This window comes from Sphingomonas silueang (genome assembly GCF_040049155.1).
GTDB classification, from domain to species: Bacteria; Pseudomonadota; Alphaproteobacteria; order Sphingomonadales; family Sphingomonadaceae; genus Sphingomonas; species Sphingomonas silueang.
The window spans coordinates 347,124-369,601 of the sequence record NZ_JBDZDK010000002.1; the positions used below are offsets into that span (position 1 = coordinate 347,124).

A 22,478-nucleotide genomic window follows, 5' to 3' on the forward strand; every position below is an offset into this window, starting at 1 on the left:
TTGTTCCTTACCAGCTCGACTTGGTCACGCCGGGGATCAGGCCCTTGTTGGCCAGTTCACGCAGCATGACGCGGGCGAGACGGAACTTGCGATAATAGCCGCGGGGACGCCCGGTCAGCTCGCAACGGTTGCGGATGCGGGTCGGATTCCCGTTGCGGGGGATCTCGGCCATCTTCAGCCGGGCGATCAGACGCTCGGTCTCGTCGAGCGACTGGTCGGCGGCGATCGCCTTCAGCTTCGCATACTTCGGCGCGTACTTCTTGACGAGCGCGCGCCGACGCTCGTTCTTGTTCACGGAACTCAGTTTCGCCATGGACTTAAGCTCTCTTTCGGTAAAGCAACTGCCGCCCCCCGGCGAAGGGGGGCGGTCCGGTTATGCCGCCTTCTTTTCCTCGGCGTCCGCTTCCTGGGGGAAGGGGAAGCCGAAGAGACGCAGAAGCTCGCGGGCCTCGTCGTCGGTCTTGGCGGTGGTGGTCACGATCACATCCATGCCGCGCACCTTGTCGATGCGGTCATAGTTGATTTCGGGGAACACGATCTGTTCCTTGATGCCGCAGGCATAGTTGCCGCGGCCGTCGAACGACTTCGGGTTCAGGCCACGGAAGTCGCGCACGCGGGGCAGCGCGATGGTGATGAAGCGGTCGAGGAACTCGTACATCCGCTCGCGACGCAGCGTCACCTTGCAACCGATCGCCATGCCCTCGCGCAGCTTGAACTGCGCGATCGACTTCTTGGCGCGGGTCACGACGGGCTTCTGGCCGGCGATCAGCTCCATTTCGGAAGCGGCCTGCTCGACCTTCTTCTTGTCCTGCGTCGCCTCGCCCACGCCCATGTTCAGGACGATCTTCTCGATCCGGGGCACTTCGAGCGCGTTCTTGTAACCGAACTTCTCGGTCATCGCCTTCACGATGCGATCGTCATAGATCGACTTCATGCGCGGCGTGTACTTATCAGCCATTGATGACCTCCCCGCCCTTCACGGCGACCCGGACCTTCTTGCCGTCGCGCACTTCAAAGCGCACGCGGGTCGGCTTGCCGTCGACGACATGCGCCACCTTGCTGACGTGCAGCGGCGCTTCCGACCGGACGAGACCGCCCTGCGGCTCGGCCTGCGTCGGCTTCTTGTGGCGCACGGCGATGTTCACGCCGGACACGACGACCTTGCCGTCCTTCGGCAGCGACTGGACGACCTGGCCGGTCTTGCCCTTGTCCTTGCCGGACAGGACGATCACGGTGTCGCCCTTCTTGATCTTCGCAGCAGCCATTACAGCACCTCAGGGGCGAGCGAGATGATCTTCATGAAGCCCTTCGAGCGCAGCTCGCGGACCACCGGGCCGAAGATACGGGTGCCGATCGGCTCCTCGTTCTTGTTGACCAGCACCGCGGCGTTGCCGTCGAAGCGGATCACCGAACCGTCGGTGCGACGGATGTCCTTGGCCGTGCGGACGATGACGGCGCGGTGCACGTCACCCTTCTTCACGCGGCCGCGCGGAGCGGCTTCCTTGATGCTGACGACGATCACGTCGCCAACGCCTGCCGTGCGGCGCTTAGAGCCGCCCAGCACCTTGATGCACTGCACCCGCTTCGCGCCGCTGTTGTCCGCGACGTCGAGATTGGATTGCATCTGGATCATCGATGCGATTCCTTGTCCATGGGGCCGATGCCGACCGGACCCCGCCTGCTAAAAATGAACCCCCGGCAAGCGGAAGCGAATCCGCGCCGGGGGGAGCGGTCCGATAACCGCCCCATGGCGAAAAGGCAAGTGCCGCTTCGCCGATGTCCATGCGATCCGGGTCTGACCCCGGAAGTTCGTGGGATGGGGCGATCGAGGCGATCCGCTCTCCGTAGCATAGCCCCTCCCTGGAAGGGAGGGGTTGGGGCGGGTCGGTCCGCGAGGGAACGTGTCGTTCGACCTCGGGCCTACCCACCCCCGGCCCCTCCCTTGTCAGGGAGGGGAGCGGTTACGCTACGGCGAAGCGGCTCGCGACCACCCCACCCCGATCAGGCTTACGCCTCCGCCGCGACCTCGGCCGGGGTCGCGTGGGTGTTCACCCGCTCGATCACCTTCCAGGTCTTCAGCTTCGAGATCGGCGCGGTCTCTTCGATGCGCACGGTCTCGCCTTCGCGATACTCGTTGCCCTCGTCATGGGCATGGTACTTCTTGGAACGGCGGATGATCTTGCCGTAGAGCGGGTGCTTCACCTTCCGCTCCACCTTGACCACCACCGTCTTGTCGGTCTTGTCCGAGACGATCATCCCGGTCAGCACGCGCTTCGGCATGTTTCTCGTCCTTACTTGTCGGCCGAGCGCGAACGCTCGCCCTGCAGCGTCTTGATCCGCGCGATGTCGCGACGGACTTCCTTCACGCGGGTCGGCTTCTCCAGCTGGCTGGTCGCCGCCTGGAAGCGGAGGTTGAACGCCTCACGCTTCAGGCTGGTCAGTTCCTCGACCAGCTGGTCGTCGCTCTTGGCGCGAAGATCGGTTGCCTTCGTCATACTCAACCCTCCAGGTGCGAGGTGTCGCCCAGGCGGGCGACGACCTTGACCGCGATCGGCAGCTTCATCGCGGCGCGCTCGAACGCCTCCGCGGCGAGCGGGCCGGGAACGCCGTCCAGTTCAAACAGGATGCGACCCGGCTTGACGCGGGCGACCCAGAATTCGGGCGAGCCCTTGCCCGAGCCCATGCGGACTTCGGCGGGCTTGCTCGACACCGGCAGATCCGGGAAGATGCGGATCCACAGGCGCCCCTGGCGCTTGATGTGGCGGGTGATCGCGCGGCGGGCCGCCTCGATCTGACGGGCGGTGATCCGCTCGGGCTCCATCGCCTTCAGGCCGTACGACCCGAAGTTCAGCGACGTACCGCCCTTGGCATCGCCATGGATGCGGCCCTTGAAGGCCTTGCGGAACTTGGTGCGCTTTGGTTGCAGCATCGTCTAATTCCTTAGCGGCGGTGATCGTCGCGCGCGGGGCGCACGCCGGAGGTCTGGGCCTCCATCATCAGCCGGTCCTGCGCCATCGGGTCGTGGCCGAGGATCTCACCCTTGAAGATCCAGACCTTGACGCCGCAGACGCCGTACGCGGTGTGCGCTTCGGCCTCGGCATAGTCGAGGTTGGCGCGCAGCGTGTGCAGCGGCACGCGGCCCTCGCGATAGCCTTCCGAACGGGCGATTTCTGCCCCGCCCAGACGACCGCCGCACGCGACGCGGATGCCGTCGGCACCCAGGCGCATCGCCGACTGCACCGCACGCTTCATGGCGCGGCGGAAGGCGATACGACGCTCGAGCTGGTCGGCGATGCCCTGCGCGACGAGCTTGGCATCGATTTCCGGCTTGCGGATCTCGACGATGTTCAGCGACACGTCGGACGAGGTCATCGTGCCGAGCTTCTTGCGAAGCTTCTCGATGTCGGTGCCCTTCTTGCCGATGATGACGCCGGGACGCGCCGCGAAGATCGAGATGCGGCACAGCTTGGCCGGACGCTCGATCACCACCTTCGAGATCGCCGCCTGCGGCAGCGTCTTCAGGATGTACTGGCGGATCTTCAGATCCTCCAGCAGCAGACGGCCATAGTCGGCGCCTTCGGCGTACCAACGGCTGTCCCAGGTGCGGTTGATCTGCAGACGCAGACCGATGGGATTGCTCTTGTGACCCATTACGCTTCCTCCACCTCGGACACGACGATGCGCACGCGGCTGAACGGCTTCAGGATGCGCGTCGACTTGCCGCGACCACGGGTCGCGAAACGCTTCATCGTGATCGACTTGCCGACCGAGGCTTCCTTGACGACGAGCGCGTCGACGTCGAGGTTGTGGTTGTTTTCCGCATTCGCGATCGCCGAAGCGAGGCACTTGCGGACATCGACCGCCATCGCCTTCTTCGAGAAGGCGAGGATGTTCATCGCTTCGCCCGCGCTCTTGTTGCGGATCAGTGCGGCGACGAGGTTCAGCTTCTGGGCCGAGCCGCGGACCTGGGTCGCGACCGCCAGAGCTTCCTTGTCACCGACGCGGCGCGGTGCTGCCTGCTTGCTCATCAGCGCTTGCCCTTCTTGTCGGCGGCGTGGCCGGGGAAGAAGCGGGTCGGCGCGAACTCGCCGAGCTTCATGCCCACCATGTCCTCGTTGACCGAAACCGGCACGAACTTGCGGCCGTTGTAGACGTTGAACGTCAGGCCGACGAACTGCGGCAGGATCGTCGAACGACGCGACCAGGTCTTGATCGGACCGGCGCGGGTGCCCGCGTCCTGTGCCGCTTCGGCCTTCTTGATGAGGTTGAGGTCCACGAACGGACCCTTCCATACGGAACGAGCCATCGCTTAGCCCTTCTTCTTCGCGTGACGGCTACGGATGATCATCTTGTCCGTCGCCTTGTTGTGCCGCGTGCGCGCGCCCTTGGTCGGCTTGCCCCACGGGGTGACCGGGTGACGGCCGCCCGAGGTGCGGCCTTCACCACCGCCGTGCGGGTGGTCGACCGGGTTCTTGGCGACGCCGCGGGTGAGCGGACGATGGCCCTTCCAGCGGTTGCGCCCCGCCTTGCCGAGGTTCTGGTTCTGGTTGTCGGGGTTCGACACCGCACCGATCGTCGCCATGCAGGCGGCGTGGATGTAGCGCTGCTCGCCCGAGTTCAGGCGGACGATCACCATGCCCTTGTCGCGGCCGACGACCTGCACGTACGTGCCCGCCGACCGTGCGATCTGACCGCCCTTGCCCGGCTTCATCTCGACGTTGTGGACGATCGTGCCGACCGGCACCTGGCCCAGCTCCATCGCGTTGCCCGGCTTCACGTCGGTCTTCTTGCCCGCGATCACCTTGTCGCCGACGTTCAGACGCTGCGGCGCGATGATATAGGCGACGTTCGCCTTGCCATCGGTGTCGCCGTAGTTGACGAGCGCGATGAACGCGGTGCGGTTGGGATCATACTCGATCCGCTCGATCGTGCCCTCGACATCCCACAACCGACGCTTGAAGTCGATGATGCGATAGCGCTGCTTGTGGCCGCCCGCGATGCCGCGCGACGTGACGTGGCCCTTGTTGTTGCGGCCGCCGGTCTTGGTCTTGCCTTCGGTCAGCGCCTTGACCGGGCGCCCCTTGTACAGGGCCGAACGGTCGATCAGGACGAGCCCGCGGGTCGACGGCGTAACCGGATTATACTGCTTGAGTGCCATGTTACTTGGCCCCCTCGGTAATGTCGATCGACTGGCCTTCGGCCAGCGTCACGATCGCCTTCTTGAAGTCAGACCGGGTGTAGGGCGCGCCCTTCCACTTCTTGGTCTTGCCCTTGGTCACGATCGTGTTCACGCCGGTGACGGTGACGTTGAACAGCGCTTCGACCGCTGCCTTGATCTCCGGCTTCGACGCCTTGTTCGCGACCTTGAAGACGACCGCGTTATGCTCGGAGAGCATCGTCGCCTTCTCGGTGATGTGCGGGGCGAGGACGACATCGTAGTGACGGATGTCGATCGCCTTTTGCGGCTGCTTAGCCATGGAAGCGGGCCTCCAGCTTTTCGACGGCGGCGCGGGTCAGCACCAGCGTGTCGTGCTTCAGGATGTCATAGACGTTGGCGCCACCGGCGGGCAGGACGTTGACCTGACGCAGGTTGCGCGCGGCGAGCGCGAAGCTGTTCTCGACGGCGTCGCCGTCGATCACCAGCGAGGTCTTGCCGAAGCCGAGCTTGGCGAGGTTGCCGAGCAGGACCTGGGTCTTGCCGTTCTCGACGTTCAGGCCGTCGAGGACGACCAGCGAACCCGCCTTGGCATGGCTCGACAGCGCCATCCTGAGGCCCAGCGCGCGGATCTTCTTGTTCAGGCCCGGATTGAAATCGCGGACGCGGGCGCCGTGCGCCTTACCGCCGCCGATGAACACCGGAGCGCGGCGATCGCCGTGACGGGCGACGCCGCCGCCCTTCTGGCGGCCCAGCTTCTTGCCCGAACGGGCGACGTCGGCGCGCTCGCGGGTGCCGCGGGCGGTGCCGCGACGCTTCTCGAGCTGCCACGTCACGACCCGGTGCAGGATGTCCGCACGCGGATCGAGGCCGAACACCTCGTCGTTGAGCTCGATATCGCCGTTCTCGACGGCATCGAGGGTCTGTACCTTGACCTTCATGGATCAGCCCTCCTGGCCGTCGGTCGCCGCTGCCGGCGCTTCGTTGCTGTTCGCGGTCTTGAGACCGGCGGGATACGGCGCATCGGCATGGCGCGCGACCTTCACCGCGTCCTTGACCGTCAGCCACGTGCCCTTGTGGCCCGGAACCGAACCCTTGATGAAGATCAGACCGCGTTCCACGTCGGTCGACACGACTTCAAGGTTCTGCTGCGTGCGGTTGCGGTCGCCCATGTGGCCGGCCATCTTCTTGTTCTTGAAGACCTTGCCCGGATCCTGGCGCTGACCGGTCGAACCGTGCGAACGGTGCGACACCGACACGCCGTGCGTGGCGCGCAAGCCCCCGAAGCCCCAGCGCTTCATCGCGCCCGCAAAGCCCTTGCCCTGCGTGCGGCCCGAAACGTCGACCAGCTGACCGGCGACATAGTGATCGGCACCGATGGTGGCACCGACATCGAGCAGCGCGTCTTCCGCCACGCGGAACTCGACCACGCGCGCCTTCGGGGTCACTTCGGCCTTGCCGAAATGGCCGCGCTGCGGCTTGGCGACGTTCTTCGCCTTGGCAGTGCCCGCGCCGAGCTGCACCGCGACATAGCCGTCCCGGTCCAGTTCACGACGGGCGACGACCTGCACGTCCTCCAGCTGCAGGACGGTGACGGGCACATGGCGCCCATCGTCCTTGAACAGCCGGGTCATACCCATTTTCTTTGCGATCACACCAGTACGCATGACCCACTCCTTCAACAGAGGCTCGTCTTGACGACGAGCTTGCCAATCGAAAAAGGCCCCGGCGCGCGGTCACCCGCCCCCGAAGCCCCAGCCCTTGCGAAACCCTTGCCCCCGCCAGGGCCAGACATCGCGGACATTCCCCCTTGCGGGTTGCGTTCGCGATAGCGGGGACCAGGACAACGGCATTCGTCCCTTCGGACCACCTGCCGTTCGGTATCCCTTGTGCTGCTTTCCCGGCCTCGACCGCGTGCGGTTCGGAGCGAACCCGCGGGAAGCGAAAGCGCGACGCAGGGCGGAATCACCCTACGTCGCGGAAGCCGGCACTTACGCCAGCTTGATCTCCACGTCCACCCCTGCGGCGAGGTCGAGCTTCATCAGCGCATCGACCGTCTGCGGGGTCGGCTGCACGATGTCGAGCAGGCGCTTGTAGGTGCGGGTCTCGAACTGCTCGCGCGACTTCTTGTCGATGTGCGGGCCGCGGTTGACCGTGAACTTGTCGATGTGCGTGGGCAGCGGAATCGGTCCACGGATCAGGGCGCCGGTGCGACGCGCGGTGTCGGCGATGTCGCCTGCCGCCTGGTCGAGCACGCGATGGTCGAACGCCTTCAGGCGAATACGGATATTGTTGTCCATGGTCCTACCGATGCGAAAGAGCGGGCCGTTGGGACGGCTCTTGATTGACTACAGATGGCGTATCGGGTCGCTCAGCTTCAAGCGAGCAGCCCTCATTAAATAGCAAACGGCCGCCCCCGTCGCCGGGAGCGGCCGTCAGTCGAGTCGCTATATTACTTGTCGATGCCGCTGACAACCCCCGCGCCGACGGTACGACCGCCTTCACGGATGGTGAAGCGCTGGCCGACGTCCATCGCGATCGGCGCGATCAGCTTCACGCCCAGCGCGACTTCGTCGCCCGGCATGACCATCTCGGTGCCTTCCGGCAGCTCGATCGTGCCGGTCACGTCGGTGGTGCGGAAGTAGAACTGCGGACGATAGTTGGCGAAGAACGGCGTGTGACGGCCACCTTCGTCCTTCGACAGCACGTACACCGACGACTGGAAGTCGGTGTGCGGGGTGATCGAGCCGGGCTTCGCCAGCACCTGACCACGCTCCACCTCGTCACGGGCGACGCCGCGGATCAGCGCGCCGATGTTGTCGCCGGCCTGGCCCTGATCGAGCAGCTTGCGGAACATTTCGACGCCGGTCACGACGGTCTTGCGGACCGATTCGTGGATGCCGACGATCTCGACTTCCTCGCCGACCTTGACCACGCCGGTCTCGACGCGGCCGGTCACGACGGTGCCGCGACCCGAGATCGAGAACACGTCCTCGATCGGCATCATGAACGGCTTGTCGAGCGGACGCTCGGGCTGCGGGATCGACTCGTCGACCGCCTTCATCAGCTCGAGGATCGCGTCCTGGCCGAGCTTCTGGTCCGAACCCGACAGGGCACAGGTGGCCGAGCCGCGGATGATCGGAATGTTGTCGCCGTCGAACTCGCGCTTGCTGAGCTCTTCACGGATTTCCATTTCGACCAGTTCGAGGATTTCCTCGTCGTCGACCAGATCGACCTTGTTCAGGAAGACGACCATGGTCGGCACGCCGACCTGCTTGGCGAGCAGGATGTGCTCCTTGGTCTGCGGCATCGGGCCGTCGGTGGCCGACACGACCAGGATCGCGCCGTCCATCTGCGCCGCGCCGGTGATCATGTTCTTCACATAGTCGGCGTGGCCGGGGCAGTCGACGTGCGCATAGTGGCGGTTGGCGGTCTCATACTCGACGTGCGCGGTCGAGATGGTGATGCCGCGCTCGCGCTCTTCCGGCGCCTTGTCGATGTTGGCGAAGTCGACGGCGACGCCGCCCATCGTGTCGGCCAGCACCTTGGTGATCGCCGCGGTCAGCGAGGTCTTGCCATGGTCGACGTGACCGATGGTGCCGATGTTGAGATGCGGCTTGTTCCGCTCGAATTTTGCCTTTGCCATGTTCCTACCTTCTGATTCGATTTCGGTGCCGCATCAAGGGCAACGCGAAGGCGCGCCTTTAGCGGTTGTTTGGGGGGATTGCCAGCCCTTGTGCGGGGGACTCGACGCGGGAGTAAATCCCGCGTCGGTCGGGGCGGCTTTCACCGCCCCGCCGGCCGGCCTTCGGCGTCTCGGGGCTAAGCTTGCTCACCCCCGTGCGCCTCAGGCCATCTTCGCCTTCACCTCGTCCGCGACGTTCTGCGGCACTTCGTCATAGTGCGAGAACTGCATCGAGTATTGCGCGCGGCCCTGGGTGAACGAGCGCAGCTGGTTCACATAGCCGAACATGTTCGCCAGCGGGACCATCGCCTCGACCGTCTGCGCGTTGCCGCGGCTGTCGGTGCCCTGGATCTGGCCGCGACGGCTGTTCATGTCGCCGATGACGTCGCCGAGATAATCCTCGGGGGTGACGACCTCGACCTTCATGATCGGCTCGAGCAGCTTGATGCCCGCCTTCTGCGCCGCTTCGCGCATCGCGCCGCGGGCGCAGATCTCGAACGCCAGCGCCGACGAGTCGACGTCGTGGTACTTGCCGTCGATCAGGTGCACCTCGAAGTCGATGATCGGGAAGCCGATCAGCGAGCCCGACTGCGCCGTCTCGCGCATGCCCTTTTCCACCGACGGGATATATTCGCGCGGGATGTTGCCGCCCTTGATCTCGTCGAAGAACTGGTAGCCCGAGCCGCGCTCGCCCGGCACGACCTTCACCTTCACTTCGCCGAACTGGCCCGAACCACCCGACTGCTTCTTGTGGGTGTAGGTCAGCTCGACCGGCTTGGCGAGATATTCGCGATACGCCACCTGCGGCGCACCGACGTTCGCCTCGACCTTGAACTCGCGCTTCATGCGATCGACGAGGATTTCGAGGTGAAGCTCACCCATGCCCTTGATGATCGTCTGGCCCGATTCGTGATCGGTCGACACGCGGAACGAGGGGTCCTCGGCGGCGAGGCGATTGAGCGCGATGCCCATCTTTTCCTGGTCGGCCTTGGTCTTCGGCTCCACCGACAGCTCGATCACGGGTTCCGGGAACTCCATGCGCTCGAGGATGATCGGGTTCGACGGATCGCACAGCGTGTCGCCGGTCGTCGTTTCCTTCAGGCCCGCGATCGCCACGATGTCGCCCGCGCGCGCCTCGTCGATGTCCTCGCGCGAGTTCGCGTGCATGAGGAGCATACGGCCGATCTTCTCCTTCTTGTCCTTCACCGAGTTCAGGTACGAACCCTTGGTGAGGGTGCCCGAATAGATGCGGGCGAAGGTGAGCGAGCCGACGAACGGGTCGTTCATGATCTTGAACGCCAGCAGCGACAGCGGCGCGGTGTCCGACGCCGGACGCGAATCCGGGGTCTCGCCGTCGAGCTTCACGCCCTGCACGTCCGGAATGTCCAGCGGCGAGGGCAGATAGTCGACCACCGCGTCGAGCAGCGGCTGCACGCCCTTGTTCTTGAACGCCGAGCCGCACACGATCGGCACGAAGTTCATGGCCAGCGTGCCCTTGCGGATCAGCTTCTTGAGGTCGGCGACCGACGGTTCGTTGCCTTCGAGATAGGCTTCCATCAGGTCGTCGTCCTGCTCGACGGCCATCTCGATCAGGTCGCTGCGATACTTCGCGGCCTTTTCCTTCAGGTCGTCGGGGATGTCCTGATATTCGAACTTCGCGCCCAGCGACTCCTCGAGCCAGATGATCGCGCGGTTCTCGACCAGGTCGACGAGGCCCTTGAAGCCGCCCTCGATGCCGATCGGGAGATACAGCACGGCCGGACGCGCGCCCAGACGCTCGATGATCGAATCGACGCAGAAATAGAAGTCGGCGCCGGTGCGGTCGAGCTTGTTGACGAAGCACATGCGCGGCACGCCGTACTTGTCGGCCTGACGCCACACGGTTTCCGACTGCGGCTCCACGCCCGCCACGCCGTCGAAGCAGGCGACCGCGCCGTCGAGCACGCGCAGCGAACGCTCGACCTCGATCGTGAAGTCGACGTGGCCGGGGGTGTCGATGATGTTGATCAGGTGCTCTTCACCCTTGCCCTCCGCCGCGCGCCACTTGCAGGTGGTCGCCGCCGAGGTGATGGTGATGCCGCGTTCCTGCTCCTGCTCCATCCAGTCCATGGTGGCGGTGCCTTCGTGCACTTCGCCGATCTTGTAGGACTTGCCGGTGTAATAGAGGATACGCTCGGTCGTGGTCGTCTTGCCGGCATCGATGTGCGCCATGATGCCGATGTTACGATATCGTTCGAGCGGATGGCTGCGGGCCATGGTCGTTGCTTCCTTAGCAATGTGGGGAGCGAGGCATGACGCCCGCTCCCCACGATATAGGCGGTTATCTCAGCGGTGAAAAGCCACCGCCGGGGCTTACCAGCGGTAGTGCGAGAAGGCGCGGTTCGCTTCCGCCATGCGGTGCGTGTCTTCGCGCTTCTTGACCGCGTTGCCGCGGTTGTTGGCGGCATCCATCAGCTCGCCCGACAGGCGCGCCGACATGGTGTTCTCGCTGCGGTTGCGTGCGCTAGCGATCAGCCAGCGGATCGCCAGCGCCTGCGCGCGCTCGAAACGGACTTCGACCGGCACCTGGTAGGTCGCACCGCCGACGCGGCGCGAACGCACTTCGATGTTCGGCTTCACGTTGTTCAGCGCGTCATGGAACACGCCCAGCGGATCGCGCTTGGCGCGCGATTCGACGGTCTCAAACGCCGAATAGACGATGCCCTCGGCGACGGACTTCTTGCCGTCCAGCATCACCGAGTTCATGAACTTCGACAGGACCTCATCCCCGTACACGGGATCAGGCAGGATTTCCCGCTTTTCGGGACGACGACGACGAGCCATCAGATATTCCTTCAATCTTCAGCCGGTTCCCGAACCCGTCGGGGGCTTACTGGGGTAGAGTGGACCTCGGGCTGCGCAGGACATGCGCGGCGCGGGATCACTTCGGACGCTTGGCGCCGTACTTCGAACGCGACTGGCGGCGATCCTTGACGCCCTGCGTGTCGAGCACGCCGCGCAGGACGTGGTAGCGCACGCCGGGAAGGTCGCGCACACGGCCGCCGCGGATGAGCACCACCGAGTGCTCCTGCAGGTTGTGGCCTTCGCCCGGGATGTAGCTGATGACTTCGCGGCTGTTGGTCAGGCGGACCTTGGCCACCTTGCGCAGCGCCGAGTTCGGCTTCTTCGGGGTCGTCGTGTACACACGGGTGCAGACACCGCGCTTCTGCGGGTTCTGGTCCATCGCAGGGACCTTCGACTTGGCCTTCTGCGGTTCGCGGCCCTTGCGGACCAGCTGGTTGATCGTCGGCATGAAGCCCTTCACCTTATCTTGCGGTTACTTTGCCGGAGCCCTTCTTCATCAGAAATGCGCAAAGGCCGCGTGGACGATTCGCCACGAGGCCGATGTCTCCAGCAATGTTCAGCTCGACCCACATGCAGGCTGGCGGCGCGGATACGAAGCCGACCCAGCGGGACGGGCGGGCCTATACCGCCTGACCGCCCGACCGTCAATGCCGCCCCATGGCAACGCATTGGCAAGGATCGCGGGCGTACGACGCCGTCATGCGCGCCCTTCCGCCCCTGTCCGTCGCCGCCGCCTGCGCGCTTGCGCTTGCGATCGCGGCTTGGGCGACGCCGCTCGGCACCGTTCCGGCGTCGGGGCTGTGGTGGCTGGCCGGGCGATTCGGGGCGGGCGATGCGTTCGCCCATCTGCTGCCGGTACTGGCGGCGGGTGCGGGCGCCGCCGCGCTGACCCGGCCGCTGGCGCCTGGTCGCCGCGCACGCCCCTGGGCGGCGGGGATCGCCGCGGCGATGCTGTCGGTCGCCCTGCTGCTGCCGGTGCCGCTGCCGGTGCTGGCGGCCTGCCTGCCGTTCGCGGTGCTCGCCGGAGCGGGCCGATGGGTCGGACTGGCGCTGGCCGCGGCGGTCGTCGCCCCCCTCGTCGCGCCGGTCGCCATGGGGGTGGCGGCGTGGCTGCTGACCTGCGCGCTGTCGCTGCCGGGGGCCGCGAACGACAATCAGCCGGTTCCCGTCGCGATGCGCTGACCCGGCCCGTCGCCTATTCGACCGGTACCGGAGCCGATGCCGCCGGGGTCGTTCCCATCGCGCCGAGCAGCGCCCGCTCGAACCGTTCCGGCACCTCGATCTGCGGGACATGCCCCACCCCCGCCAGCCGGACCAGCGTCGCGTTGGGCAGCCGCGCGACGAGCTGCGCCGCCTGCTGCGGCCCCGCCTCCAGATATTTCGCCAGCGTCGGCGATGCCTGTTCGCGGCCGAAGGCGGTCCGGTCGAGCGTCCCGACGATCAGCGTCATCGGCAGCTTGATCCGGTTCAGCTCGTACGCGACCGGCTGGGTATAGATCATCTCGCTGGTCTTGGCCTGCGCCAGCGCCACCGTGTCGCGCCCCGGCCCGACGTACATCCCCGCCTGCATCCGCGCCCAGCGTTCGTACGCGGGGGCCCAGGTGCCGTGATAATAGGTGTCGCGCTGGTAGGCGCGGATGCTGGCCAGCGTCGTGGCGCGCTGATCCTGCAACAGCCGGTCAATCGGGGTATAGGGAATGCCCTCGTCGGCGCGGTTCTTCAGGCCGATGGGGTTGATGAGCACCAGCCGGTCGACCCGTTCGGGATAGGCCAGCGCGAGTCGCAGCGCCAGCGTGCCGCCCATCGAATGGCCGACGATCACCGCCTTCTGCACCCCGCGCTCGCTCATCAGCCGGGTGGTGAGGCGCGCCATCTGGTGCAGGCTGTACTGCGCGGTGCGCGGCTTGGACGATTTGCAGAAGCCGATCTGGTCGGGCACCAGCACCCGCCACCCCGCCGCCGCCAGCGCGCGCACGGTCCGCTCCCAGCTGTTGCCGCAGAAATTCTTGCCATGGAGCAGCACGGCGGTGCGCCCGTTGGCGGCGGCAGTCGGGCGGACATCCATATAGGCCATGCCCGCAGGCACGCCGCCGAAGCTCGTTTCCATCCGCCCTACCGGGAACGGGTATGTCACCGCTTCCAGATCGGCACCCGTGTCGGCGACCGGCGGATCGGCGGCGGATACCGGCGCGACCGCCAGCCCGATTGTCGCCGCCACCAAGATCGCACGCATCATGATCGATCGCCCCCTGCCGTTAACCACGTCGTCGCGCAGCATGGGCAGGAACGTCAATCGATTTTCGTCGCGGCGGGTGAAGTCGAGGCGGCGAAACGCCCTAGTTGGCGGTGTTGCCCATCGCCGCGTTCATGCCGTCGGGGGTGTTGCCCATCATCGCGTCACCGGCCGCCGTCACCGAATTCTCGCCGGTGTCCATCGGATTGATCGGGATCATCTCGTTGCCGACTTCGCCGTCGTTGCGGAAGGCGGCATTGGCATAGGCGTCGTTTGACACGACGTTGGCGTCGTTCGTCACCACCACCTCCTGCCCCCCACAGGCGGCGAGCAGCGCGAGCGCGGGGACGAGGGCGGCGGGGGCAAGGCGGCGGATCATCGGCGAATCTCCCTGAGGTCGACGGGGGAAACGTCACGCGGCGACGGCGCGTTCCCTGCCGCCTGCGTCATATCGATCGCGAAGCCGACCCACATCACCGCCAGCACCGCGTTCGACAGCAGGAACAGCGCGAGTCGCCAGCGCAGCCGGTGGCGAAGATGGGCGATGCTGTGCGCGGTGCGCAGCGCGACGAAGCCCCATGCCAGCGCCACCTGCACCACCCCCGCCTGTCCGGTCATCAGCAGCAGCGGGACCAGCGCGAAATACAGCACCGGCATCTCGAACAGGTTGGCGAGATTGGCGGCAGGCAGCGCGGCGGGGCGGAAATAGGCGGCCAGCGCCTCCGGGCCGGCGACATCGGCGCGCGTGGGCGGATGACGGCGCAGAAGCCCGACCCGGCGGTGCAGCAGCATGATCGCCACCGCGAAGAACAGCGTCACCATCGCGAAGGTCGGCCACAACAGCGCGCGCGTCATCATCTTCCCCGGCTCTCCCTGCCCCTTTCCCGCAAGCCTATCCGCTTGCTACAGCGCAGGCCATGCGTAACCTGCTCGCCGCCCTGTCGCTGGCCCTGCTCGCCCCCGCCCCTGCCCTTGCCCAGTCGGCGACACGCGCGACGCCGGGCTATGTCCGCGTCCGCTTCGATACCAGCGCGGGGCCGATCGTCGTCGCGCTGGACGCGAAGCGGGCGCCCGCGACCACGCGCAACTTCCTCGCCTATGTCGACGACGGGCGGTTCGACGGGACGGTGTTCTACCGATCGGCGCGGCGCAAGAGCGACCCGAAGCTCGGCTTCATCCAGGGCGGCATCCAGACCGACGCGCGGCGCATCCTGCCCCCCTTTCCGCACGAGCGCACCGACCGGACGGGCGTGAAACACGTCGACGGCGCGATCTCGATGGCCCGGCGGCCCGAGGCCAATTCGGCAGGCGGCAATTTCGTGCTGCTGGTCGGCGCGATGCCGAGCATGGATGCGAAGGGTCCGTTCGACGGCTATGCCGCCTTCGGCCGGGTGGTCGGCGGGATGGATACGGTCAAGCGGATCCTCGCGGTGCCGACCGGCGGCGGCATGGACGCGATGAAGGGACAGATGATCCTGAACCCCATCCGCATCCTGCGCGCCCGCCGCCTCGACGGCACGCCGCGCCCGACCGGCCAGCCCAAGGTATGGCTGATCGCGCCGGGCAAGCGGCGGTAGGTCGGGCGCATCCCGCACCGAACCCGAAGCCACGCGCGCCGGGGTCGCGGGTCGGGGAATGCCGTCTTCCCCGACGGGTCGATCCCTGCCCCGTCCGTTCGTGTCGAGCGCAGTCGAGACACGGTATGCGATGCTCGCGGCACGTCCCTCGACTTCGCTCGGGGCGAACAGGCCTGGTTCGATCGAACCAGGCCCGATGCGCTCACCCCGCCGCCTGCATCTCCGCCATCGCCGCATCGTCCAGCGCGCTCGCCCGGACGTGCGCCGGTCGGTCGGCCAGCCGCGCGACATAGGCCATGAACGCATCCAGCTTCGGCAGCGTACCGAACTGCGTGCCCCACATCAGATGCGACCCGACATAGACGTCGGCGGCGGTGAAGCGGTCGCCCGCGATATAGTCATGCGCCTTGACCGCGCCTTCGAGCGTCGCGACGGTGCGGTCATAGTCGCCATAGCCGACCATGCGCTGCTGGTCGCCGGTCGGCACGACGCCGAGCGAACGGTTGGACACCGCCTGCTCGACCGGCCCGGCGGCGAAGAACATCCAGCGGTAATAATCGGCGCGCTCGTCGGCGGTGGGGGCGAGGCCCGCGTCGGGAAACGCCTCCGCCAGATAGGCGCAGATCGCGGCGCATTCGGTCACGACCCGCCCGTCGTGGACGATCGCGGGTACCTTCGCCATCGGGTTGATCGCGCGATACGCCGCGTCCTCCATCGTGCCGCCATAGCCGAGCACCTCGACCGCATAGTCGGCGCCGACCTCCTCCAGCATCCAGCGGGCGATGCGCCCGCGCGACATGGGGTTGGTGTAGAGCGTCAGTCCGGTCATCGCGATTCCCCTCGGCTATCCGGAACGAAGGTGGAACATGATCCTATTTCACGTCAAGCTCGTTCCGCAGGAAGGCGATCGTCCGCTCCCATGCCAGCGTCGCCGCCGCCGCATCGTAGCGGGCCGCCGAGGTGTCGTTGTTGAAGGCGTGATCGACGTTCGGATAGACATGGGTCGTCGCCCGCCTGCCTGCGGCACGGAGCGCCTCCCCCCACGGAATCGCCGTCGTATTGACCCGCGTGTCCTTGCCCGCGAGTTGCAGCAGCAATGCAGCGCGCACCTTGCCCGCCTCCGCCGGATCGGGCGCCGGGCCGTAATAGCCGACCCCCGCGGTCAGCGCCGGATCGGCCACCGCCAGCCGGTTGACGAACGCCCCGCCCCAGCAGAAGCCGACCGCGCCGGTGCGGCCGTTGCCGCTGCGCTGGCCGCGCGCCTTGGCGAGGAAGGACTTCGCCTGTGCCAGCGCCAGGTCGTAATCGATCCGGCCGATCATCTCGCGTGCCTTGTCCTCGTCCGCCGGAGTGCCGCCCTGCGGCGCGAGGAAATCCGGGGCAATTACCCGAAATCCGGCGAGCGCCACGCGGCGCGCGACATCCTCGATATGGGCGTTCAGCCCGCGGTTCTCGTGGATGACGAGCACGGTCGGCAGCTTGCCCCGCGCCCCCTTTGGCTGTGCGAAATAGGCGGTGGCGGGAGCCCCCGCCTCGGTCCCGCTGCGCTTCGCCGCGTCCAGTCGGGCATCGTTCGGCTGCACCTGCTGCGCGGCGGCGGGGGATGCGGCGATGCTCGCCACCAGCGCCTCGGCGGCGGCGACCGATCCGGCCAGCGCCACCATCTCGGCCATGAAGGCGCGGCGGTCGCGATGCTCGTGGGTGAAGGCGTCGTACAGGGCGATGGCGCGGTCGCGCAGGTCGGTCATGGCGGCTCTCTCCCGGATCGGTGGGGGGAGCGTAGAGCGTCGTGGCGCGAAGCGGAACCATTGTCGTCGCGCCGGGCCGCATCGACGTTCGGCAGAGGCGTGGATTACCTTGCTCCCCTCCCTGGAAGGGAGGGGCCGGGGGTGGGTTGGCCGGTTGTGGAGCGCTTGCCTTTCCTCGCGGGCCGACCCACGCCCGTCCCCTCCCTTCAAGGATTTCCCCGCGAAAGTTTAAGGTCGACCCTTGATCCTGCCGTACCCCCGCGCTGGCGGGGGGACGGAAAGGGACTTTCGCAGAGGAATCCTTTCAAAGAGGGGGAGGAATATCGCCCCCCATACGCAAACGGCCCGGCCACCCATCGGGCAGCCGGGCCGTCAGCGGATCGCGGAAACGCCGCGTTACCGCTTGAACGGGTCGATGAAGCCGCCGATCGTCGGCTGTTCGCCGCTCGCCGCCAGTTCGGCGTCGCGCGCCGCCTGGGTGCGTTCGTTGCGCAGCTGTTCGATCAGCGCCTCGCGGTCGCCCTCCAGCCGGGTGTCGGTCGGGGCCTCGATGCCTGCCGCCTTCGCCGCCTTCCCGACCAGCGCGTCCAGCTCGCGCTGCGAGCACAGGCCGAGCGTCACCGGGTCCTTCGGCACGATGTTGGCGATGTTCCAGTGGGTGCGGTCGCGGATCGCGGCAATGGTGGTGCGAGTGGTGCCGATCAGCTTGCCGATCGCGCCGTCGCTGATCTCCGGATGGTTGCGGATGATCCACGCGATGCCGTCGGGCTTGTCCTGCCGCTTGCTGACCGGCGTGTAGCGCGGGCCCTTGGTGCGGCGGACCTGTTCCGGCCCCTTCATCATCACCAGGCGATAGTCGGGGTTCTTCTGCCCCTTCTCGATCTCGTCCATCGTCAGTTCATGCGCGCGCACCGGATCGCGCCCGGTCAGCTTGGTCGCGGCGGTATCGTCGGCGATCGCCTGCACCTCGAGGACGTGCAGGCCGCAGAAGTCGGCGATCTGCGAGAAGGACAAGGCGGTGTTATCGACCAGCCAGGAAGCGGTCGCGTGCGGCATCAGCGGCTGGGCCACGACGGGTCTCCGAAATAGAAAGGGCCGCCCAAACCGGGCGGCCGCGTTACCTTTCTACCTAGTCCGCCCTGCCCCCATAGGCAAGTAGCGCGTGCAAAACGCGCTATTCGAGCGTCAGCACGATCTTGCCGACATGATCGCCAGCCTCCATCCGGCGGTGCGCGTCCGCCGCCGCTTCCAGCGGGAAGGTCCTGTCGATCACGGGGCGCAGCCGTCCGTCCTGCACATGCGGCCAGACGGTGCGCGCCAGTTCGTCGGCGACCATTTCCTTGAACGCGGTGTCGCGCGGGCGCAGCGTCGATCCGGTCAGCGTCAGGCGGCGGCGCATGACGTCCCAGATCGGAATGGTGGCGCTCGCCCCGCCCTGCACCGCGATCGAGACGTGGCGACCGTCCTCGGCAAGGCATTTGAGGTTGCGCGGCACATAGTCGCCGCCGACCATGTCGAGCACCACCGCGACGCCCTTGCCGCCGGTGATCTCGGCGACGCGGGCGACGAAATCCTCGGTCCGGTAGTTGATCGCATGCGCCGCGCCGAGATCAAGCGCCGCCTGTGCCTTGGTCGCGCTGCCGACGGTTACGATGACCTGCAATCCGAACAGCCCACCCAGCAGGATCGCCATCGTGCCGATGCCGCTGGTGCCGCCATGGACCAGCACGCTGTCGCCCTCCGCCGCATAGCCGCGCTCGAACAGGTTGGTCCACACGGTGAACAGCGTCTCGGGCAGCGCCGCCGCCTCGACCAGCGACAGGCCGGACGGCACCGGCAGGCACTGGCCCGCCGCCACCGCGACATATTCGGCATAGCCGCCGCCCGCCAGCAGCGCGCAGACATTCTGCCCCAGCAGTTCCGGCGCGACCTCGCGTCCGATCCGCACCACCTGTCCCGCGACCTCCAGCCCCGGAATCGACGGCGCGCCCGGCGGGGGGGCATAGCCGCCGGTGCGTTGCAGCACGTCGGGCCGGTTGACCCCGGCGGCGGCGACGCGGATCAGCACCTCGTGATCGCCCGGCACCGGGACCGGGCGTTCCGCAACTTTCAGGACTTCGGGGCCGCCCGCCTCGATGGGATCGATTGCACGCATCGTCACTGGCAAGGTCATTGACACCGCTCCCCTGTCGGCCTGCGTTATTGACATCCCCGGACACAGGGTCAACGTTGCATTGCGATGGAGCCCGACGAATTTCCCGACCGCACGTCCGCCGCCGCGCTGGCCATGCTGGTGCGCGAGGATCTCGACCCGCTGTCGGTCGACGAGCTGACCGCGCGCATCGCGGTGCTGGAGGGCGAGATCGAACGATGCCGCGCCCGCATCGCCCGCGCGCGCGACCACCGGTCCAGCGCCGACGCGCTGTTCCGCTCGTGATCCCCGCCGCTTCCCCCCATGGCTTGATGCGGGGCGGCGGCATACCGACATGGGGGAAGACCCCGGGAAACCGGGACGAAGGGCCGGCGCGTCATCGCCGGTCGACCGGAGTGACCTGAATGCCATCCTTCGCTTCCGCACTGGAAACCACGCTGCACAAGGCGCTCGAGGCCGCATCCTCGCGCCGTCACGAATATGCGACGCTCGAACACCTCCTCTTCGCGCTGATCGACGACAAGGACGCCGCCAAGGTGATGGCGGGCTGCGGCGTCGACCTCGAGGAGTTGAAGGCGACCGTCGCGCACTACCTCGACACCGAGCTCGACACGTTCAAGCTGGACGCCGCGACCGATCCGTCGCCGACCAGCAGCTTCCAGCGCGTGGTGCAGCGCGCGATCCTGCACGTCCAGTCGTCGGGCCGCGACGAAGTGACCGGCGCGAACGTGCTGGTCGCGATGTTCAGCGAGCGCGAGACCTACGCCGTCTATTTCCTGCAGCAGCAGGACATGAGCCGCCTCGATGCGGTCAGCTTCATCAGCCACGGCGTCGGCAAGGGCGGCGGGGCGGTGGCGGAAACCCCCGCACCCAAGGGCGCCGAGGAAAAGGAAACCCCGAAAACGGCTGACAAGGGCAAGGGCGAAAGCGCGCTCAAGCAGTTCTGCGTCGATCTGAACGAGAAGGCGAAGACCGGCAAGGTCGATCCGCTGATCGGTCGCTCGGCGGAGGTCGATCGCACCGTGCAGATCCTGTGCCGCCGGTCGAAGAACAACCCGCTCTATGTCGGCGATCCCGGCGTCGGCAAGACCGCGATCGCGGAAGGGCTCGCGCGCAAGATCGTCGAGGGCGACGTGCCCGAGGTGCTGCTGCCCGCGGTGATCTATTCGCTCGACATGGGCGCGCTGCTCGCCGGAACCCGCTATCGCGGCGATTTCGAGGAGCGCTTGAAACAGGTCGTGACCGAGCTGGAGAAGCTGCCGCACGCGGTGCTGTTCATCGACGAGATCCACACCGTCATCGGCGCGGGCGCGACCAGCGGCGGGGCGATGGATGCCTCGAACCTCCTGAAGCCCGCGCTGTCGGGCGGGCAGATCCGCTGCATCGGCTCCACGACCTACAAGGAGTTCCGCAACCATTTCGAGAAGGACCGCGCGCTGCTGCGCCGGTTCCAGAAGATCGACGTGAACGAACCCTCGGTCGAGGATACGATCAAGATCCTGACCGGCCTGCGCTCCGCGTTCGAGGAGCATCACAAGGTCAAATACACCCCCGATTCGATCAAGTCGGCGGTGGAATTGTCCGCGCGCTACATCAACGACCGCAAGCTGCCCGACAAGGCGATCGACGTGATCGACGAGGTGGGCGCGATGCAGATGCTGGTGCCCGCGCCCAAGCGCAAGAAGACGATCACCGCGCGCGAGATCGAAGCGGTGATCGCGACGATGGCGCGCATCCCGCCCAAGACCGTCTCGACCGACGACACGCGCGTGCTCGCCAACCTCGAGATCGACCTCAAGCGCGTGGTGTTCGGGCAGGACGACGCGATCAAGGCGCTGTCGTCGGCGATCAAGCTGAGCCGCGCGGGGCTGCGCGATCCCGACAAGCCGATCGGCAACTACCTCTTCACCGGCCCGACCGGCGTCGGCAAGACCGAGGTCGCGCGCCAGCTGTCGGAGATCATGGGCATCCCGCTCCAGCGGTTCGACATGTCCGAATATATGGAGCGCCATTCGGTCAGCCGACTGATCGGTGCCCCGCCGGGCTATGTCGGCTACGACCAGGGGGGCCTGCTGACCGACGCGATCGACCAGCAGCCGCATTGCGTGTTGCTGCTCGACGAGATCGAGAAGGCGCATCCCGACCTGTTCAACATCCTGTTGCAGGTGATGGACAACGGCAAGCTGACCGACCACCACGGCAAGACCGTCGATTTCCGCAACGTCATCCTCATCATGACGACCAATGCGGGCGCGTCGGACATGGCCAAGGAATCGATCGGCTTCGGCCAGATCGACCGCGAGGACGTGCAGGAAGAGGCGGTGAAGAAGCTCTTCACCCCCGAATTCCGCAACCGCCTCGATGCGATCGTGCCGTTCGGCTATCTGCCGCCGGAAGTGGTCGCGCGGGTGGTGGACAAGTTCATCCTCCAGCTCGAACTCCAGCTGTCGGACCGCGGCGTCCACATCCATCTGGACGAAGAGGCGAAGGCGTGGCTGACCGAGCGCGGCTATGACAAGCTCTATGGTGCGCGCCCGATGGGCCGCCTGATCCAGGACAAGATCAAGCAGCCGCTGGCCGAGGAACTGCTGTTCGGCAAGCTGGTCCACGGCGGCGAGGTCAAGGTCCGGCTGAAGGACAATGCGCTCGCCTTCGAGATGACGCCCGCCGCGCCCAAGAAACCCCGCAAGCGCGGCAAGGCCAGCGCCGAGGCGTGATGCGATACCGCCCCGCCGGGAGGACCGGCGGGGCGGTTTTCGTTTGGGGGGTGGGCAGCCCTGCCCCACAGCCTGCCCGTTCACCCCCCGATATCGCCCGGAACGAACGGGTGCGGGCGGTTCGGTCACTCCCCTCCCTGGAAGGGAGGGGCTGGGGGTGGGTCGGTCCGCGAGGGACGGGTACGCCCGCCAACAGGCCCACCCACCCCCGACCCAGCTTCGGGTAAACAGTGCCCCGCATTGTTTAGAGCGTGATGACGTGATGTTGACCCGTCGTGACGGAGCGGAATGTCGTTCGTGGACAGGAGCGAGGAAGGAACGGGGCTTTGCCCCCGTGACGGACGAGCGACGACGCCACGGACGACAT

Annotated in this window: 30 protein-coding genes; 4 read left to right on the forward strand and 26 right to left on the reverse strand. The window is 66.8% G+C overall.

Annotated elements, in window-relative coordinates:
- Positions 1–7: 7 nt before the first annotated feature.
- The 19 genes from rpsN to rpsL all read right to left on the reverse strand — a co-directional run bounded on the left by rpsN (position 8) and on the right by rpsL (position 12,132).
- The gene (gene rpsN / locus ABLE43_RS03630; protein WP_055790378.1) at positions 8–313 is read right to left on the reverse strand and encodes a 30S ribosomal protein S14; all 306 of its coding nucleotides are present in this window, start codon (positions 311–313) and stop codon (positions 8–10) included.
- Positions 314–373: 60 nt separating this feature from the next.
- Positions 374–958 (reverse strand): 50S ribosomal protein L5, encoded by a 585-nt coding sequence (gene rplE, locus ABLE43_RS03635; protein WP_348977110.1) that lies wholly within the window; start codon positions 956–958, stop codon positions 374–376.
- Positions 951–1,265, reverse strand: a complete 315-nt coding sequence (gene rplX / locus ABLE43_RS03640; protein ID WP_348977111.1) for a 50S ribosomal protein L24 — start codon at positions 1,263–1,265, stop codon at positions 951–953. The genes rplE and rplX overlap by 8 nt, the downstream gene beginning before the upstream one ends.
- A complete protein-coding gene (gene rplN / locus ABLE43_RS03645) occupies positions 1,265–1,633 on the reverse strand; it encodes a 50S ribosomal protein L14 (protein ID WP_055996097.1) in 369 nt (122 codons plus the stop codon). The genes rplX and rplN overlap by 1 nt, the downstream gene beginning before the upstream one ends.
- A 374-nt stretch (positions 1,634–2,007) precedes the next feature.
- A complete protein-coding gene (rpsQ, locus tag ABLE43_RS03650) occupies positions 2,008–2,280 on the reverse strand; it encodes a 30S ribosomal protein S17 (protein ID WP_055763313.1) in 273 nt (90 codons plus the stop codon).
- A gap of 11 nt (positions 2,281–2,291) precedes the next feature.
- On the reverse strand, positions 2,292–2,495 hold the full coding sequence (rpmC, locus tag ABLE43_RS03655; RefSeq protein ID WP_348977112.1) for a 50S ribosomal protein L29: 204 nt from the start codon (positions 2,493–2,495) through the stop codon (positions 2,292–2,294).
- A 2-nt stretch (positions 2,496–2,497) separates the two neighbouring features.
- Entirely contained in the window at positions 2,498–2,929 is a 432-nt protein-coding gene (rplP, locus tag ABLE43_RS03660) for a 50S ribosomal protein L16 (protein WP_055756910.1), read from the reverse strand.
- An 11-nt stretch (positions 2,930–2,940) separates the two neighbouring features.
- A complete protein-coding gene (rpsC, locus tag ABLE43_RS03665) occupies positions 2,941–3,651 on the reverse strand; it encodes a 30S ribosomal protein S3 (RefSeq protein ID WP_348977113.1) in 711 nt (236 codons plus the stop codon).
- Positions 3,651–4,028 carry a 50S ribosomal protein L22 gene (gene rplV / locus ABLE43_RS03670; RefSeq protein WP_348977114.1) on the reverse strand — a complete coding sequence of 126 codons (378 nt, stop codon included), beginning with the start codon at positions 4,026–4,028 and terminating at the stop codon, positions 3,651–3,653. Before rplV ends, rpsC begins: the two co-directional genes overlap by 1 nt.
- Positions 4,028–4,306 carry a 30S ribosomal protein S19 gene (rpsS, locus tag ABLE43_RS03675; RefSeq protein ID WP_348977115.1) on the reverse strand — a complete coding sequence of 93 codons (279 nt, stop codon included), beginning with the start codon at positions 4,304–4,306 and terminating at the stop codon, positions 4,028–4,030. Before rpsS ends, rplV begins: the two co-directional genes overlap by 1 nt.
- 3 nt (positions 4,307–4,309) lie before the next feature.
- Positions 4,310–5,158, reverse strand: coding sequence for a 50S ribosomal protein L2 (gene rplB, locus ABLE43_RS03680; protein WP_348977116.1), 849 nt, complete (start codon positions 5,156–5,158; stop codon positions 4,310–4,312).
- 1 nt (position 5,159) lies between these two features.
- Positions 5,160–5,477 carry a 50S ribosomal protein L23 gene (locus tag ABLE43_RS03685; RefSeq protein WP_348977117.1) on the reverse strand — a complete coding sequence of 106 codons (318 nt, stop codon included), beginning with the start codon at positions 5,475–5,477 and terminating at the stop codon, positions 5,160–5,162.
- On the reverse strand, positions 5,470–6,096 hold the full coding sequence (rplD, locus tag ABLE43_RS03690; protein ID WP_348977118.1) for a 50S ribosomal protein L4: 627 nt from the start codon (positions 6,094–6,096) through the stop codon (positions 5,470–5,472). The genes ABLE43_RS03685 and rplD overlap by 8 nt, the downstream gene beginning before the upstream one ends.
- A 3-nt stretch (positions 6,097–6,099) precedes the next feature.
- Positions 6,100–6,822, reverse strand: a complete 723-nt coding sequence (rplC, locus tag ABLE43_RS03695) for a 50S ribosomal protein L3 (RefSeq protein ID WP_348977119.1) — start codon at positions 6,820–6,822, stop codon at positions 6,100–6,102.
- 324 nt (positions 6,823–7,146) lie between these two features.
- On the reverse strand, positions 7,147–7,455 hold the full coding sequence (rpsJ, locus tag ABLE43_RS03700; RefSeq protein ID WP_033921125.1) for a 30S ribosomal protein S10: 309 nt from the start codon (positions 7,453–7,455) through the stop codon (positions 7,147–7,149).
- A 152-nt stretch (positions 7,456–7,607) separates the two neighbouring features.
- Positions 7,608–8,801, reverse strand: coding sequence for an elongation factor Tu (tuf, locus tag ABLE43_RS03705; RefSeq protein ID WP_066689629.1), 1,194 nt, complete (start codon positions 8,799–8,801; stop codon positions 7,608–7,610).
- A gap of 201 nt (positions 8,802–9,002) precedes the next feature.
- On the reverse strand, positions 9,003–11,096 hold the full coding sequence (fusA, locus tag ABLE43_RS03710; RefSeq protein WP_348977120.1) for an elongation factor G: 2,094 nt from the start codon (positions 11,094–11,096) through the stop codon (positions 9,003–9,005).
- A gap of 96 nt (positions 11,097–11,192) precedes the next feature.
- Positions 11,193–11,663, reverse strand: coding sequence for a 30S ribosomal protein S7 (gene rpsG, locus ABLE43_RS03715; RefSeq protein ID WP_348977121.1), 471 nt, complete (start codon positions 11,661–11,663; stop codon positions 11,193–11,195).
- Between the two features lie 97 nt (positions 11,664–11,760).
- The gene (gene rpsL / locus ABLE43_RS03720; protein WP_066689749.1) at positions 11,761–12,132 is read right to left on the reverse strand and encodes a 30S ribosomal protein S12; all 372 of its coding nucleotides are present in this window, start codon (positions 12,130–12,132) and stop codon (positions 11,761–11,763) included.
- Positions 12,133–12,383: 251 nt separating this feature from the next.
- Between rpsL and ABLE43_RS03725 the strand changes: the two genes are divergently transcribed.
- Positions 12,384–12,866 carry a hypothetical protein gene (locus tag ABLE43_RS03725; RefSeq protein WP_348977122.1) on the forward strand — a complete coding sequence of 161 codons (483 nt, stop codon included), beginning with the start codon at positions 12,384–12,386 and terminating at the stop codon, positions 12,864–12,866.
- A 13-nt stretch (positions 12,867–12,879) separates the two neighbouring features.
- On the opposite strand, the gene ABLE43_RS03730 is transcribed toward ABLE43_RS03725, so the two are convergent.
- The 3 genes from ABLE43_RS03730 to ABLE43_RS03740 form a co-directional block, all read right to left on the reverse strand.
- Positions 12,880–13,920, reverse strand: a complete 1,041-nt coding sequence (locus ABLE43_RS03730) for an alpha/beta fold hydrolase (RefSeq protein ID WP_348977123.1) — start codon at positions 13,918–13,920, stop codon at positions 12,880–12,882.
- A 100-nt stretch (positions 13,921–14,020) separates the two neighbouring features.
- On the reverse strand, positions 14,021–14,296 hold the full coding sequence (locus ABLE43_RS03735) for a hypothetical protein (protein ID WP_348977124.1): 276 nt from the start codon (positions 14,294–14,296) through the stop codon (positions 14,021–14,023).
- The gene (locus tag ABLE43_RS03740) at positions 14,293–14,775 is read right to left on the reverse strand and encodes an MAPEG family protein (RefSeq protein ID WP_348977125.1); all 483 of its coding nucleotides are present in this window, start codon (positions 14,773–14,775) and stop codon (positions 14,293–14,295) included. The genes ABLE43_RS03735 and ABLE43_RS03740 overlap by 4 nt, the downstream gene beginning before the upstream one ends.
- Before the next feature lie 59 nt (positions 14,776–14,834).
- On the opposite strand from ABLE43_RS03740, the gene ABLE43_RS03745 reads away from it, so the two are divergent.
- Positions 14,835–15,494 (forward strand): peptidylprolyl isomerase, encoded by a 660-nt coding sequence (locus ABLE43_RS03745; protein WP_348977126.1) that lies wholly within the window; start codon positions 14,835–14,837, stop codon positions 15,492–15,494.
- 202 nt (positions 15,495–15,696) lie between these two features.
- Here ABLE43_RS03745 and ABLE43_RS03750 read toward each other — a convergent pair whose 3' ends face one another.
- The 4 genes from ABLE43_RS03750 to ABLE43_RS03765 form a co-directional block, all read right to left on the reverse strand.
- Positions 15,697–16,323 (reverse strand): glutathione S-transferase family protein, encoded by a 627-nt coding sequence (locus tag ABLE43_RS03750; RefSeq protein ID WP_348977127.1) that lies wholly within the window; start codon positions 16,321–16,323, stop codon positions 15,697–15,699.
- A gap of 43 nt (positions 16,324–16,366) precedes the next feature.
- On the reverse strand, positions 16,367–17,242 hold the full coding sequence (locus tag ABLE43_RS03755) for a dienelactone hydrolase family protein (RefSeq protein WP_348977128.1): 876 nt from the start codon (positions 17,240–17,242) through the stop codon (positions 16,367–16,369).
- A gap of 396 nt (positions 17,243–17,638) precedes the next feature.
- The gene (locus tag ABLE43_RS03760; protein ID WP_348977142.1) at positions 17,639–18,298 is read right to left on the reverse strand and encodes a DUF1013 domain-containing protein; all 660 of its coding nucleotides are present in this window, start codon (positions 18,296–18,298) and stop codon (positions 17,639–17,641) included.
- Positions 18,299–18,416: 118 nt separating this feature from the next.
- Positions 18,417–19,397: an NAD(P)H-quinone oxidoreductase gene (locus tag ABLE43_RS03765; protein ID WP_348977143.1), complete on the reverse strand. Its 981-nt coding sequence runs from the start codon at positions 19,395–19,397 to the stop codon at positions 18,417–18,419.
- A gap of 84 nt (positions 19,398–19,481) precedes the next feature.
- On the opposite strand from ABLE43_RS03765, the gene ABLE43_RS03770 reads away from it, so the two are divergent.
- Complete coding sequence (locus ABLE43_RS03770) at positions 19,482–19,679, forward strand: DUF1192 family protein (RefSeq protein WP_348977129.1); 198 nt, start codon at positions 19,482–19,484, stop codon at positions 19,677–19,679.
- A 119-nt stretch (positions 19,680–19,798) separates the two neighbouring features.
- On the forward strand, positions 19,799–22,111 hold the full coding sequence (gene clpA / locus ABLE43_RS03775; RefSeq protein ID WP_348977130.1) for an ATP-dependent Clp protease ATP-binding subunit ClpA: 2,313 nt from the start codon (positions 19,799–19,801) through the stop codon (positions 22,109–22,111).
- The last annotated feature ends 367 nt before the right edge of the window (positions 22,112–22,478 follow it).